The 15,155-nt window shown below is 41.3% G+C and carries 11 protein-coding genes (1 of these 11 cut by a window edge); 2 read left to right on the plus strand and 9 right to left on the minus strand.

Annotation, left to right across the window (positions count from 1 at the left end; genetic code table 11):
* The 6 genes from radA to H8S51_RS14770 form a co-directional block, all read right to left on the minus strand.
* A protein-coding gene (gene radA / locus H8S51_RS14745; RefSeq protein WP_241070756.1) for a DNA repair protein RadA crosses the window boundary here: on the minus strand, positions 1–329 show its beginning. The gene continues 1,057 nt to the left of window position 1, outside the view; only the first 329 of its 1,386 coding nucleotides appear in the window; it begins with the start codon at positions 327–329; its stop codon lies off the left edge, out of view.
* Between the two features lie 74 nt (positions 330–403).
* Positions 404–4,339, minus strand: a complete 3,936-nt coding sequence (locus H8S51_RS14750; protein ID WP_186899985.1) for a fibronectin type III domain-containing protein — start codon at positions 4,337–4,339, stop codon at positions 404–406.
* A 234-nt stretch (positions 4,340–4,573) separates the two neighbouring features.
* Positions 4,574–4,984 (minus strand): endosialidase, encoded by a 411-nt coding sequence (locus H8S51_RS14755; RefSeq protein ID WP_117921102.1) that lies wholly within the window; start codon positions 4,982–4,984, stop codon positions 4,574–4,576.
* A 111-nt stretch (positions 4,985–5,095) separates the two neighbouring features.
* Positions 5,096–7,543: an ATP-dependent Clp protease ATP-binding subunit gene (locus tag H8S51_RS14760; protein WP_186899986.1), complete on the minus strand. Its 2,448-nt coding sequence runs from the start codon at positions 7,541–7,543 to the stop codon at positions 5,096–5,098.
* 22 nt (positions 7,544–7,565) lie between these two features.
* Positions 7,566–8,906, minus strand: a complete 1,341-nt coding sequence (locus H8S51_RS14765; protein WP_186899987.1) for a cadherin-like beta sandwich domain-containing protein — start codon at positions 8,904–8,906, stop codon at positions 7,566–7,568.
* Between the two features lie 69 nt (positions 8,907–8,975).
* Positions 8,976–9,842, minus strand: a complete 867-nt coding sequence (locus H8S51_RS14770) for a 4Fe-4S cluster-binding domain-containing protein (RefSeq protein WP_117921099.1) — start codon at positions 9,840–9,842, stop codon at positions 8,976–8,978.
* Between the two features lie 132 nt (positions 9,843–9,974).
* On the opposite strand from H8S51_RS14770, the gene H8S51_RS14775 reads away from it, so the two are divergent.
* On the plus strand, positions 9,975–11,216 hold the full coding sequence (locus tag H8S51_RS14775; RefSeq protein ID WP_118209985.1) for a 6-phosphofructokinase: 1,242 nt from the start codon (positions 9,975–9,977) through the stop codon (positions 11,214–11,216).
* Here H8S51_RS14775 and H8S51_RS14780 read toward each other — a convergent pair.
* From H8S51_RS14780 to H8S51_RS14790, 3 genes are read right to left on the minus strand one after another with little or no spacing between them, the layout of a single operon-like run.
* On the minus strand, positions 11,191–12,117 hold the full coding sequence (locus H8S51_RS14780) for an alpha/beta hydrolase (RefSeq protein WP_186899988.1): 927 nt from the start codon (positions 12,115–12,117) through the stop codon (positions 11,191–11,193). The genes H8S51_RS14775 and H8S51_RS14780 overlap by 26 nt on opposite strands.
* Before the next feature lie 47 nt (positions 12,118–12,164).
* The gene (locus H8S51_RS14785) at positions 12,165–12,830 is read right to left on the minus strand and encodes a DUF6320 domain-containing protein (protein ID WP_117921096.1); all 666 of its coding nucleotides are present in this window, start codon (positions 12,828–12,830) and stop codon (positions 12,165–12,167) included.
* Positions 12,823–14,121: a hypothetical protein gene (locus tag H8S51_RS14790; RefSeq protein ID WP_207724053.1), complete on the minus strand. Its 1,299-nt coding sequence runs from the start codon at positions 14,119–14,121 to the stop codon at positions 12,823–12,825. Before H8S51_RS14790 ends, H8S51_RS14785 begins: the two co-directional genes overlap by 8 nt.
* A 265-nt stretch (positions 14,122–14,386) precedes the next feature.
* Here H8S51_RS14790 and H8S51_RS14795 point away from each other — a divergent pair, with 265 nt between their 5' ends.
* Complete coding sequence (locus tag H8S51_RS14795; RefSeq protein ID WP_186899989.1) at positions 14,387–15,133, plus strand: hypothetical protein; 747 nt, start codon at positions 14,387–14,389, stop codon at positions 15,131–15,133.
* Positions 15,134–15,155: the final 22 nt, after the last annotated feature.

Genomic DNA, 15,155 nt, shown 5'->3' on the forward strand with positions numbered 1-15,155 from the left:
TGTAAAAGCAGCGTTGATTTACCGATTCCCGGATCACCGCCTACCAGTACTAAAGAACCCTGCACGATCCCACCTCCAAGCACACGGTCAAGTTCTTTCATGTCTGTCGACATACGCTTATCCTGTGTCATCTCGATCTGCGAGAGCGGAACTGTCTTCGCTTCCGTTGTTTTTGCTGCTACCCTGCCGTCTTTTGCTGCACTTTTTTTGTCGATCGTCTCTTCAACAAATGTATTCCATTCCCTGCATGCCGGGCACTGCCCCATCCATTTCGATGATTCGTAGCCGCACTCCTGGCAAAAAAATACGGTTGTTTTTCCCTTTGGCATATTTCTTCTCCATCTCTTTTTATTGCTTATCAGTATACTTACTTTTGCAGTAAAAAGCAATGTTGATGATAAGGTTATTTTTTTACTTTGATCTTTACTGCAGAACTCTGAGTTTTAAAGTCTGCAAGCAATGCATTTTTACCATTTACAACTACTTTGTAATAGTATGTCTTTTTCTTCTTTGCTTTCTTATCTGCAAAAGTTGTTTTCTTTGTGGTTCCGATCAGCGTATATTTACCGTTCATTTTTTCTGCACGGTAGATCTGATATGTTTTTGCGCCTTTCACCTTATTGTAAGAAACTGTAACGGTTCCCTTTTTGTTGTTTTTCAGTTTTGCAGCAATTTTCACACCATACAGAATGGATGCAGGTTTACCGGAAGCATACTGGGTACCGCTTCCATAAGACATATAAGAAGCTATTCTTGTTCCCTTTTCTCCATATGCACAGACGGTATAGTAATAGGTCACTCCACTTTTCAACTGCGCCCTATCATATGCCGTTGTCTTTGTGACAGAACCGGTCTCTCCATAATAATCCGTATAACAAGCCTCATTTTCGTATCCTGTATCATCATTGGAATCTTTTGCGATCAGATTTCCTGACACTGCATATAGTTTTTCATCTGAGTTATATACCGGCATTGATATGGAACGGTATACTTTATAATATTTTGCACCTTTTACCTTTTTCCAGGTAATTTTTACTGCTTTCTTTTTCGTATCATAAACAGCTTTAATGGACTTTGCTGCCGCAAGTGAAGTAGATTCTTTTTCTGCTGTCCATTCGCTGTATATTTTTTTTGAGGTATAGGCTCTTACCGATACGTTTACATATTCCCCACCTGCTAACCCTTTGATGGTATATTTATTTTTCTTTGCCGTAACCACTTTCGGTGTAGCTGTTTTTTTCCGTCCATATTTATCATATATTACATATCTGACCTGATAACCTGCTGCAAACTTGTCTGCATCCCATTTTGCATTTACATTCTTTCCTTTATTCGTAAGAACTACATTTTTTGGTGCTTCTAACTGCATTTCAACACTCGCTGATCTGGAAATATATTTTAATGCTTTTCCATCCTTATAATATGCATTTACAATATAAGTATATTTCTCACCGGATTTTAGTTTTTTATCCGTATAACTTGTTGTTTTTGCATTTGTGATCGTTTTTACCAGTTCATATTTTGAGTTATATACATTGTTGGCAGAGTTTCCTGAATTTAAGGAGTTTTTAACTTCCGTCACATCCTTGTCAAGCTCAGAAGTTCTGTAAATCTCATATTTCGTTGCAAAAGAGACTTTTGTCCAGATAAGTTTTGCTGAATTTTTTGAACTTTTTACAACCTTTAATTCAATGTTATTTACACGGCTGGTACTTGCTGTAATGTTCTTATATTCACTGTAACTTTTTATTTTTCTGTCCGGATCATAATAATAAGAACGGATTTTATAAGTATATTTTGTATTTTGCTTTAAGTTCTGATCCGTATAGATACGGTCTGTAATCGTTGCTATTTTTTTATATTTCTTACCAGACAAACGATAAATCTCGTATCCTGTATTATTTCCTTTATCAAAAGATAATTTTATGCTGTTTTTTCCGGCTTTTGTGTATACATACGGCACACTTACTTTTTCGGTGCAGCTTACCATATTTGAAGCCGCACTCATTGCCATATAATAAGTCATTCCAACAGACATATCTTTATATATTTCATTTTTCTGATTATCTGTTATCTTTATTTTCTGGTTTATTGTATATACCGGTTTCTTCTGTACCTTGTAAAGTGAACTGTCTGTATCATACGTGTGTGCAACAAATGTATATTTTACTCCCGGCTTTAATGAACTGAAACTGTATGCGCCATAACTTCCTGTTGCTTTATAAGCATGTACATAACTTTTTATCTCTTTCCTCTGAAGTTCTGTCAAAATATCTTCTAAATAAAGTTTTTTCTGTGCCCCGTTACCATCCGTATAATATCCATACGCACTCAAAAGCTCATAATTATAGTATGCCGGTATCTTACTGTCTTCAAAAGCATAAATGATCACATCTGCATCTACCGGCGTCCATGAGAGCTGCCATCTTTGTCCATTTTCCGTCTTTTCTATCTTCAGATTTTTTACGACTGGTATGTTTCCATTTACATTACATGTTACGTTTGCTGCTTCTGAATAACTTCCGTCTGAATAATACCCATCTTCCGTGGCTCCTAATCTGACGCAGAAATAGTTATACGGTAATGCTGATTTTACTGTAAAATCACAATACGGTTTCACTGCATAGGTATAGTCTGTTTCAAAAGAATCATTTTCTCCCTTTGTATTGACATATGCATCATACAGCGAACCACCATGTTTGTAAAACTGTAAAAAACTGTCTGCATTTGTGATATTTAATGGCTTGCTGCTTTGTATATAAAACAACTGGTAATTACTTGCACCATTCTGTGGATTCCAGGAAACCGTTATTTTTTTGCCATTTACTGATGCCTTTACACCGGTTACTGCCGACAACTGTTTTACAACTTCATTCTTATAAGTATAAACATCTGACCACTGACCATACATGTCTGCTACATATTTCGTCTGTTTTGATTCTACAATGTATCTGCTGTTATCATCCCAGTTCTTATATTCTGCTTTCTTTATGTCCGTAACTTCATGGTAATATACGGCACGCACTTTTACATTTACCTGCTGTCCCTGGGAAAGGACAACATATGGAATTATTTCGTGATCTGACGGTGTCATTGCATGCAGTTTTCCTTCCGAAGCATCCAGAAACAGACCTGACATGCCGTAAACATTCGTATTGCCATCGCAGATCACCTCATATCCGACTTTCATCAGATCTCCGGCTTTATTTTTGAGTGTCGCCTTATCATTTGTAATCTCATTCCAGCTTATCTTTACATTTGATTTTTCAAATGAAATTTCATATCCTCTGCCTGCATATACAATATATTTATATGTTTTTGACTTTGAATCATATTTTCTAATAGATTGTAATTTTTTATAAAAGTTACCATTATAATTATAATAAATCACTTTATCGCCATCTTTTACCGCATAGCGGTCTATTACATTCTGACATTCTTCGTCCGAATCACACATACCGATCTCCGTAATCTCATCACCTTCCGTTATGTAATGATAACCGGTTCTATCGCATGTCTGCATATACAGATACGTCTTTCCATTGACCTTATACATACCATATGCATCTTTATACTGCTCTGTATTTCCTTTTATTATGGTCTCCGCCTTATAATACAGTCTTACGAATCCATCAATATCCGTGCTGCCACACTGTCCATAATAGTCATTGCCATACTTATATAATCCTACTGTCTTATCCCATAAACTGCTTCTTTTGACTATTTTATAATCAACTCTCTCATCCGGCGTACCTGCCACGATCACGCCATTCTGAAACTGATTTACATAAACATATCTCAACAGCTTCCCGGACTGTGTGGTCAGAGTATAACAATTTCTTTCTCCGCTTACATTGATGACCTTTGACGGCTTATCGATTGCAGCCCGTTCTTCCTCTTCGGTTTCTTCTTCTGTCTCTTCTTCGGTTTCTTTTTCAGTTTCCTGTTCCGTTTCTGTCTCAGTCTCAATTTCCACAGATTCCGTCTCGTCATTATTCTCCGTATCTTCTGTTGTTTCTGTGTTATTCACGTTCTCAGTTGTTCCCTCAGTTTCCGTCTCGTCAACTTTTTCTGTTGTCTCTGTAACTTCTGATACTTCTGCTGCCTCGCTCTCTTTCGTCTGCCCGTTGTCATTTTCCACAGACTCACTGTCTGCTTCACTTTCTGTCTGTTCCGTAGCCCCGACAGCTTCCATCGCATCTTCTGTCTGTGCTGCGGTTTCTGTGACTGTCTGTGGCACTACAGCAGCCCACACTGATGCACCATCTCCTATCGTCAGCGTTAGCGCCATCGCAAATGCCGCCATACGTTTCCAGCCCGTGAGCTTTTTTCTTTTCATAACCTTTTTCTCCTTCTTATTTATTACGCGTAATCACGCGCATTTTTTATGTTACTTTAACAGTTTTTGGCAGTCAATCGTACTTTCGTACCTGAGCGTACACACAACAATACGATACAGACTCTGTGGTCATTTTATGTAACAGGGAATTTCAACGAAATTTCCTATTACATAAAAAAAGAAGCTTACATGCCGCTTTGACACATAAGCCTCTTTTGATTTCATTTTCCGTTTCTAGCACTTTGTAACTTTCACATCTACCGGATGGTCACCGAGTTCTACGCTTAAGCTTAATTTGCCGCCAAGATTGGTCTTCATCTTTCCTGCATCTGCGCCATCGATCGTGATGTCGTACTCTGCCTCATCCTCAAGTCCCACTGTAATCTGTGCATCTTCCGGTCCCTCTACCTGAAATGTCAGGCCTGTATCTGTTGCTTTCAGATTCATGACAGCCGTTCCCGGAACAGATTCATACACGAACATGCCATTGCGCTCTAACTTGGTAATCTCGGAAAATGTCTTCACTTTGTAGATATCTCCCTGATGCTCAAAATTATCAAGTTTCGCCTTTGCACCTAATGTGTAATCCCCAAAACTGATCGTTCCATCTGCTTCTGAACGAATTAATTCGCTGATCGTTGCCATTTTTTCCTCCTGTGATAAAGTAGTTTTCTCTTTATCGTAAAATTTTGTGCCCTTATTATATAATATCCCTGTTACGATTTCCAGTGCTTTCCCGGATATTTCAGTAAAAATTTATTTTGTTTCGAACACGATCTTTTCTTTGTGAATTGTCACGGTCACATCCATGTCTTTTTTCACTTTTCCAGATAAAATTTCTTCCGCCAGCTCATCCTCAATATCATTCTGAATCTGACGACGCAGCGGTCTTGCACCATATTTCGGGTTGTATGCCTTATTTACGATATACTTCTTAACGCTGCCACGTACGGTAAGGTGGATTCCCATCTGTTTTTCACAGCGTTCTGTAAGTTCTTTTAACATCAGGGTAACAATCTGCTCCATATCATCTTTATTTAATGAACGGAATACAATTGTCTCGTCAATACGATTCAAAAACTCCGGTTTAAAAATATGGCGCACCTCTTCCATAACACTGTTTTTCATCCGGTCGTAATTCTGTTTTTCATCATCTGAAGCTGCAAATCCAAGTTTTTTCGGCTCAATGATCGCCTGTGCTCCGGCATTTGAAGTCATAATGATGATCGTATTTTTAAAATCTACCTTGCGCCCCTGTGAATCTGTAATATGTCCATCATCAAGTACTTGAAGCAGAATATTAAATACATCCGGATGTGCCTTCTCGATCTCATCGAACAGGATCACAGAATATGGATTCCGGCGCACTTTTTCACTGAGCTGTCCGCCCTCCTCATGTCCTACATATCCTGGCGGTGATCCGATCATCTTTGATACACTGTGTTTTTCCATATATTCTGACATGTCAACGCGGATCATGGACTCTTCACTGCCAAACACCGCTTCCGCAAGTGCCTTTGATATCTCTGTTTTTCCGACACCGGTCGGTCCTAAAAACAGGAATGAACCGATCGGGCGCTTCGGATCTTTTAATCCGACACGTCCTCTGCGCACTGCTTTTGCCACCGCACTTACTGCATCCTCCTGACCGATGACACGTTTGTGTAAAGTAGCCTCTAATTTTCTTAAGCGCGCAGCCTCCCCTTCGGCAATTTTTCTCACCGGGATTTTTGTCCATCCGGATACCACATCTGCAATATCGTCTTCTGTCACTTTTAACTTTTTACTGCGGCCATCTTTCTTTATCTTTGTCTGTATTTTGGTAAGCTGTTCTTCACACTCTTCTTTTTCATTTTTCTTCTGCTTTGCACCTTCCACATCACCGTCATGTAAAAATTCCAGCATTTCCTCTTCTAACATGTTAATGCGGTGTCGCAGTTCCACAACTTCTTCCGGTCTTCCACCTGCACGCAGACGTACTTTTGCTGCCGCCTCATCCATAAGATCAATTGCTTTATCCGGCAGGAAACGGTCGTTAATATAACGTGCCGACAGGCGAACTGCTGCTGATACTGCCTCATCCGTGATTTTTACCTGATGATGCTTTTCATACTGATCCCGCAGTCCTTCTAAGATCTGCACTGCCTCTTCTTCTGTTGGTTCTTCCACTGTAACCGGCTGGAATCTGCGCTCTAATGCAGCATCTTTTTCAATGTATTTGCGGTATTCATCAATCGTTGTTGCACCGATCAGCTGCAGTTCTCCACGTGCAAGTGCCGGTTTTAAAATATTAGATGCATCTATCGCACCTTCCGCTCCACCTGCCCCGATGATCGTATGCAGTTCATCGATAAAGAGCAGGATATTACCTGCTGCCCTTACTTCCTGAAGTACTTTTTTAATGCGTTCCTCAAACTCTCCACGATACTTTGAACCTGCAACGATCCCAGACATATCAAGGGATACAACTCTCTTTCCAGCAACGGTGTCCGGAACCATTCCGGTTGTGATACGCTCTGCAATTCCCTCAACGATCGCTGTCTTTCCTACTCCCGGTTCACCGATCAGGCAAGGGTTATTTTTTGTTCTTCTGCTTAGGATCTGTATTACACGGTCGATTTCGTCCTGTCTGCCAACCAGCGGATCTAAAGCCCCCTCGGCTGCTAATGCAGTCAGATCTCTGGAGTACTGATTTAGTACCGGTGTATCCGATGCAGTTTTCTTCACCGGTTTTCCATTCATGAAATCTTCTTTATACAGGCTTGCATCTTCTCCCATGGCAATCAGGATATCCACATACATTTTCTGGATATTGACTGCTAACGTATTTAAAAGTCTCGATGCCACACACTCCGTCTCTTTCATCATTGCGATCAGAATATGCTCCGTTCCGATCTCCTCTGAATGAAAACGCGCTGCCTCTCTGGCTGCACCTTCTAACACCTGCAATGCTCTTGGTGAATATTCTTTTGCCTCTGCCGTCAACACCTGTGCGTCCGGCGCAATCAGTTCTTCGATCAGCTGCATGACTTTGTCAAGCTCGACACCATTTTCATTTAACACCTGTGCAGCAACACCTGTTCCTTCCTTTAAAAGTCCGATCAGGATATGCTCCGTTCCAATATAGTGGTGATGCAGTGATTTCGACATTTTTGAAGCCAGATCAATTGCTTTTTTTGCCTTTGTTGTATATCGTATCTGCATAGTCTCTCCATTCTGTTCCTATTTATAAATCATTTAAATCGATGATCTCTAAATCATCATCTTCCTCTTCTTCTCTCGGAATATGTTTTTTCTCCGGAGTATGTTTTCTTTCCGGCTGCTCTTTTCTCTCCGGGCGGTGTTTCTCCTCCGGCTGCTCTTTTCTCTCCGGGCGGTGTTTCTCCTCCGGCTGCTCTTTTTTCTCCGGACGGCGTTTCTCCTCCGGCTGCTCTTTTTTCTCCGGGCGGTGTTTCTCCTCCGGCTGCTCTTTTTTCTCCGGACGTTTCTTCTCTACCGGTGAGAACTCCTCATCATCATCCCAGTCCTCATCTTCAAGATCATCCGACATACCCCTTCCGAATAATCCTGCATGTACTTTGTGGATCTTTGACACGCCGATTTCGTTTTCTGTCTCGTCATCGTCCCTGTCTTCTGTTTCATCTGCCGTTTTTGTCTTTCCATGGAAGAAGCCTCTTCTTTCCGGTTCAATATCATTTTCTTCTTCCATACTGCTGTTTTCTTCGAAATCAGCATCCTCTTGCTGCTCCTGATCCTTTACTTTCTTTGCAGATTCCCAGTCCCAGTCATCCTGATCTTCTTCATCATCCCAGTCATCTCTTTTGCTTCCTCTTAATAAGAGATTAACAATAATCACGACGAGTACTGCGATCACAAATGCCATGATTCCCATCATATTTCTGGAAAAGGATTTTTCCTTCGCATACTGTTCTGAGAGGTCATTGTATTCCTGCTGAAGATATTCCATATTATAAGTATCATCATCTTCTGCTGTCTCAGTCTCCGCATTCTGTCCGTCCGTTCCATCTGCCGGCTGGTCTGTCGTCTGTCCATCTGACGGCTGATCTGCGGTCTGTCCATCCGCTGACTGGTCTGTCGTCTGTCCATCTGACGGCTGATCTGTGGTCTGCCCGTCCGTTCCATCTGCTGGCTGGTCTGTCGTCTGCCCGTCTGCTGCCTGTCCTTCTTCTCTTGTCAGCGTGATCGTATACTGGGCAAGTGCCCCGTTCTGTGCCTTTACGACAACTTTTATCGTATTGGTACCAACCTGAAGATTGTCATTTCCTGTGATCGACTGCACCGTCGCAAATTCATTGACCGGTGTTGCCGTCACCGTAACGCTTGTAACATCATTTGGTACGGTAGCTGTATATTGTACTGTCTTTCCTGTAAAATCCGGGGATAATGTTCCCGCAGAAAGTGATAAAACTTCCAGCGAATTATCCGCGGAAAGTGTTGTCTGTGCAGCAGCCACCTGAATCCCGGCAGCTTTTATATCTGTCGCAGGCTCTGCCACAATGCAGCCAATGCAGAAAAGTGCAGCGATAATTGCTATTTTTCTCTTCATTTGCTTCACACTCCCTTTATTACCATCATCACTATGGAATTATATGAGATATTCGAAAAAGCGTCAACCTCAAACTCCTTCATTGTCAAATTCAGGAATAAAACTTTCCTCAGCTGTCTCTCCATCCTGGATAAAACCATTTTCTATTCCTATATCAATCGCAAAATCGACAACTTCATTATATTCACGTTCCGTAATCCTTCGGTTTAATTCCGGATATTTTTTTACATTGGAAAGCGGCGTGAACTGATGCATGATACTGATATATATTTCATTGCCATAAGTTTCATGCAGATATGATAAAACTGCTTTGGAATCTTTCGTACATCCCGGCAGAATCAGATGACGCACGATCGTCCCCCGCTTCATCAGAGAATCTTCCCCATTTTCAAAAACAGCTTCTCCCGTCTGACGCACCATCTCCTTTATCGCCTCCTTTGCCACAGAAGGATAATCCGGTGCATGGGAATATTTTGCACTTAAAGCGGCATCCTGATACTTAAAATCCGGAAGATAGATATCCACAATTCCCTCCAGAGAACGGATCGTATCCACATTTTCATAACTGCTTGTGTTATAAACTATCGGAATTGTTAAATTCTGGTCTCTGGCAAGCTCCACTGCTTTTATGATCTGTGGTGCAAACTGTCCCGGTGTTACAAGATTAATATTATTTGCGCCTTTCTCCTGAAGTTCCAGAAAAATTTCACACAGACGTGCGGTACTTATGACTTTCCCCGCCGTACCATTTGCAATATTTTCATTCTGGCAGAATACACAGTGCAGCGCGCAGCCCGAAAAAAAGACCGCCCCGGAACCTTTTTCACCCGATATACATGGTTCTTCCCAAAAATGCAGTGCGGCACGTGCCACCTTGATCTCATCTGTCTGTCCACAGATCCCGCGTTCTTTCGCTTCTCTGTTTACAGCACACATTCTAGGACACAATGTACATATTTTCATAGTATAACATCACTCTTTCTATTTAAATTAATGATTGCGCAACCGTGTCTTTTTTTGTATGATAGACATTGCAAAAAGAAGATCAAACACAAAGGAGTTTTTCTTATGAGTCCAAAAAACTGTATGGTAGCACAGTCAGGCGGTCCTACCGTTGCGATCAATGCCAGCCTTGCCGGTGTGATCGACGGTGTGATGCGTTCTGATATGTATGACACGGTTTATGGTTCCTTAAACGGAATCACAGGTATTTTAAACAATGATTTGATGAATCTTTCTGAATTAATGCAGCAGAATCCGGAATATCTCGACCGCTTAAAAGTCACTCCGGCAATGTATCTTGGCTCCTGCCGTTACAAACTGCCGAATTATTTAGATGATGATTCTTCCTATGTATTCATTTTCAAACAGTTTGAAACTTACCATATTGATGCATTCTTTTATATTGGCGGCAATGATTCCATGGACACCGTTTTAAAGCTCTCTGAATACGGTAAGCGGATCGGCAGCCCGGTGCGTATCATCGGTATTCCAAAAACCATCGACAATGATCTCTGCGAAACAGACCATACACCTGGATTTGGTTCTGCTGCAAAATATATCGCATCTTCTCTTTTAGAGATCGCACATGACACATTTATCTATGCAGTCAAGAGTGTGACAATCGTCGAGATCATGGGACGTGATGCCGGATGGCTGACTGCTGCATCTGCACTCGCAAGAAACGGTTATAATACAGCACCTCATCTGATTTATCTCCCGGAGGTTCCATTTGATAAAGAAGATTTTTTACTGGATGTAAAGCGTATGCTTTTTGAGCGTAACAACGTGATCGTTGCCGTATCCGAAGGTATCCGTGATGCTTCCGGCAACTATATCAGTGCTTCTGAGAGTTCTGTTGACACGTTCGGGCACAGCCAGTTAAGCGGCGCCGGAAAAACGCTTGAATTTTTAGTCAAGGAAAAACTTGGTGTCAAAGTCCGTTCCGTAGAAGTCAACGTATTACAGCGCTGCGCAGCACATCTCGCTTCAAAGACTGATCTTGATGAGGCATTTGCTCTCGGCAGAAAAGCTGTTGCACTTTCCGAAGAAGGGGTTACCGCTTCCATGGTAACAATGCGCCGTATCTCCGATGCTCCGTACGAAATCGCCTATGAGCATGCCGAGATCCGCCACATTGCAAATGAGGCAAAATCAATTCCGAGAGAATGGATCAACGATGCAGGCAATGATGTCACACAGCCACTGATCGATTACCTTTCACCTCTCATACTCGGTGAAGTTCCGGTAAAATACGAAAGCGGTATCCCTGTCTATATGGATGTCAGTCATTTAGCAAAACATCAATAAATTTACCGATCTCAACCCACGCTCTTTTAGATTCCGGCAGCATTTTTGCTGCCATCTGAAAGATGTGGAACATTCCTTCATAAATACTGATTCTTACTTTTACTCCCTGTTCTCTGGCTTTTGCAGCCACATCCACAGAATCCGAGAGCAGCATTTCATAAGAGCCGACCTGTATCAGCATCGGCGGAAATCCCCTGAAATCTCCATACAAAGGTGAAATATAAGCATTTAACGGATCGTTGTCTCCGATATAATCCTTATTATAGATAAGGCTGTCCCTTGTTTTTCCAAACAGAGGATCCTTCTCATAGTTTGTCTCATAAGACTCTCCACGCGCAGCAAGATCTGTCCAGGGTGACATCGCTACGATCCCGCATGGAAGCTGTTTTCCCTTATCTTTTAAATAATGACATAACGCCATTGCAAGACCACCCCCTGCAGAATCGCCCGCGATGATGATCTGCTCAGAAAACCACCCCTGCTCCAACAGATAACAATATGCTGCATAGGCATCCTCTAAAGCTGCCGGATACGGATGCTCCGGTGCCACACGGTAATCAGGGGTCAGCACGCTCATTCCATGACTGACTTCACAGTATAGTCCTGCGAACATGCGGTATGCATTCCGCATTGCTCCAACATATCCCCCTCCATGAAGCTGTAAAATGACCTTTTCTATATTTGGATTTTCTTTTGACTGCAAATATTCCATGGAAAAGTTGTCCATTCCGATCACTTCTAAGGAAAAACAGTCCGGGCATTTCCATGGCGGTTCAGAATCTCCGATCTTTTTTCTTAATTCTCCGTTTTTTATCTTCTTCCCAATCAGGTGATCATTTGTCACATGGGCGATCAGGTCCCTCATGACTTTTCCCCTGATGCTCGCTTCGTTTTCTCTCATCCGATTGCTCCTGTTCTGCTGATGTTTGCTCTTTTTATTCTAATGTATCAGCGAATGTGAAATCTTCGCTTTAACTCCACTCTTGCTCTGCGGTCTCCGATGATCAGTGTTCCAAGAAACAGAAACAGGGAAAACGCAAATGCGATCAGTGCAAAAAGCTGTGCCGTCACGATACCGGTAAAAATCAGTATTACCGGAACAATGCTGCATAAGATCATAAAAATCTGCCACATCATATAGCTCTGCCAGTTTCTGCGGTTTACGATCATACATATGATAATACCCATATCGACCAGAATGATTGCTGCCGGTATCGCATAGTTGACAGACCAGCCACGGTATCCGACCACAAAATCAATCGCGATCACGACCAAAATCGCCATCAGCGTAAGTACCGTGATCTTGGCACGGTAACCTGTTTTTCCAAGGATTGCAAAGCGGATCAGCATATATCCGTAGAAAAATGCCAGTCCTGCAATGGCACTCCACGCTATTTGGGACTCGGTAACTATATTGATATAAATAAGCAGCACCTCAGCTAAAAGTGCACAAAACAGATAAATCTTGCTTATCAGCGTCATTTTTCTGGTGTGCACTCTCACATCCGGGTACATGTTTTCCACATCACCTGTATGCTCTAACACTGACCCACAGAGCGGACAACGCTCTGTTTCATCTGATATCTCCACATTACAATTTCTGCATTTACTCATAATTTACTCCATTACTCTTTATTTCTACTGCAATCCCATCTGAAGCAATTTTCCGGAAAAAGCCACGCTGCACGGATGCATCCACAAGATCATAACTGAAACTGAATACAAGTGTATCTCCGTAAGAGCAGATAGTTCCTTTCAAATGCTGCCCTTTCGACATTGCAAGAAACGCCTGAAACATTTCCACGTATGGACGGTAATCTTCTGACACGGAAATATTTCCAATATTGGTGATTGTTGCAGTATTTGCAAGCGCAGAGGTTGTATAAACATATTTCATTGCCAGATTTTTCAGAAAAAGTGGAACTATCCTTGCGATCATAAGCTTCTCATTGGAAACATTATAAGAAAAAAGTTTTTCAAGATTTTCCCTGTTGATCTGACTGCGCAGGCTTTCTTTCACTATCTCAACTACCTCCGCAAACGTATAGGTTTCTTTGGTCGGATGAAACTCTGCAGAAACCATGGCAAAAAAGTTTTTTGTGGTAATCGAATTAAAATACGGGCGCAGATTGACCGGTACGGCAACACGGATCGGGCACTTTGACGGCATGCCGTGCAGACACTCCGTATAAACACTCCAAATATATACGCTTACCAGATATTCATTGATGCTGACTCCCATCGCATGACAGACATTTTTTAATTCGGGGATTTTCATGTAGCCGTGCATCACACCAAACTCACCCGGTCTTAACTTTTCCCCACGGATCAGGTATGCCTTTTTTGTCTGATAACCTTTTGCAGAGCTTTTTTTGTAATTCTTTAAAAAACTGTCCTCCCTGTTCAAAGACGTATCAACGCTTAAAGAATCCCCTAATTTTTTCTGAAGATCCTTATGTGCCAGACGCAGATACTGATAGGTCAGTTCTTTTAAGAAATTAATTCCTCCCATACCATCTGTCAGTACATGGAATACTTCCAGATTGATCCGGCATTTATAATAAGTCACACGGAACATATAACTGCGGTTTTTGTTCTGCTGAATATACCTGCATGGGAAATTGTTCTCCATACGGACTTTCGGCGCTGCCTTTCCGTTCTCCTCAAAATAGTACCAGAATACACCCTGACGCAGTCTTAAATTAAAACCGTCAAACTTCGGCAATACCATATCAAGTGCCTTCTGCAATAATTCCGGATCAATCTCTTCTTTCAGTGTAACACTGATCCTGTATACATTGCTCATGCTCTCCCCGGCTATGACAGGAAAAAGATGGGCTGTATTATCAAGTCTGTCCCAGCGAATGTCACGGTATGCCGGAACTCCTTTATTCTGTTTCTTCATATATTCCTCGCTTCTGCATACTCTGCATGCCGTTTTAATTTCTATTTTGTCTGTCCTTAGCCGGCTTATAAAATATGCAATCTATTGTATACAATTATAAAATAACATCACATAAAATACAAGTTTTGGCATATTGAAATTCTCTGATATATTTCTGTAATTTTTCTTATTTATTTCTTAAATTTACGATTGTATAAAATTTTTCTACATATTATAATATTTTTGTAACATTTATAAAATACTTATAAAAATGGAGGATTCACTTATGAAAATTTTCAAACGAACAGCAAGCTTGTTCTTAGCTTTCTGTCTCTGCGCCGGAATGCTCTTACTGCAGCCGCAGTCAACAGTATCCGCAGCCACCACAACCACACCAACCACCAAAGTACTGCGTATATACAGCAGATCACAGAGTAATTCAGATATCCATATCAATTTACCAAAAGGTAAAGTCTGCTATGTAAAAAATATCAAGACAAACAGCAAAAATCTGATTGCCAAAAACACCCGCTACTATACCAGCACTTCCACAGACGAATATACAAATCCTTACGCAGAAATCGGTCTTTATGCAAAGAAAGAAGGTACATACAAAGTAACCTACAACATCTGTGATAAAGCAGGTAAAAAACTTTCTTCCGGTAAAGTAACCGTATATGCAAAAAATGACTCACCGGTTAAATCTGCCAAGTTTGCAAACAAAGAAATTAACAGTGCTCTTACAGGCAAATCATCCGGCAAATTAAGCATCAGAATGAACAAAGGGTATAAGCTGAAAAAAATTACCGTTGCCACCTACGATAAGTCAGGTAAGGAAGTTGTTAAAAATTTCAAAAACAACAGTACATTAAAACTTGGTCAATATGCCTATATCAGCAGGAATACTTACTCTGACAGTTCCAGTTATTATACTTCACTTGCTGCCCGGACCACAATCACCGTCACTTATGTTGACAAATATACAAAACAGGAATATCAGCTTGTTTATATAATCAGGCGTCTTGCAAAATAATCCAACAGGAGGAATATTTAAT

This window comes from Roseburia rectibacter (genome assembly GCF_014287515.2).
Lineage (GTDB): Bacteria > Bacillota > Clostridia > Lachnospirales > Lachnospiraceae > Roseburia > Roseburia rectibacter.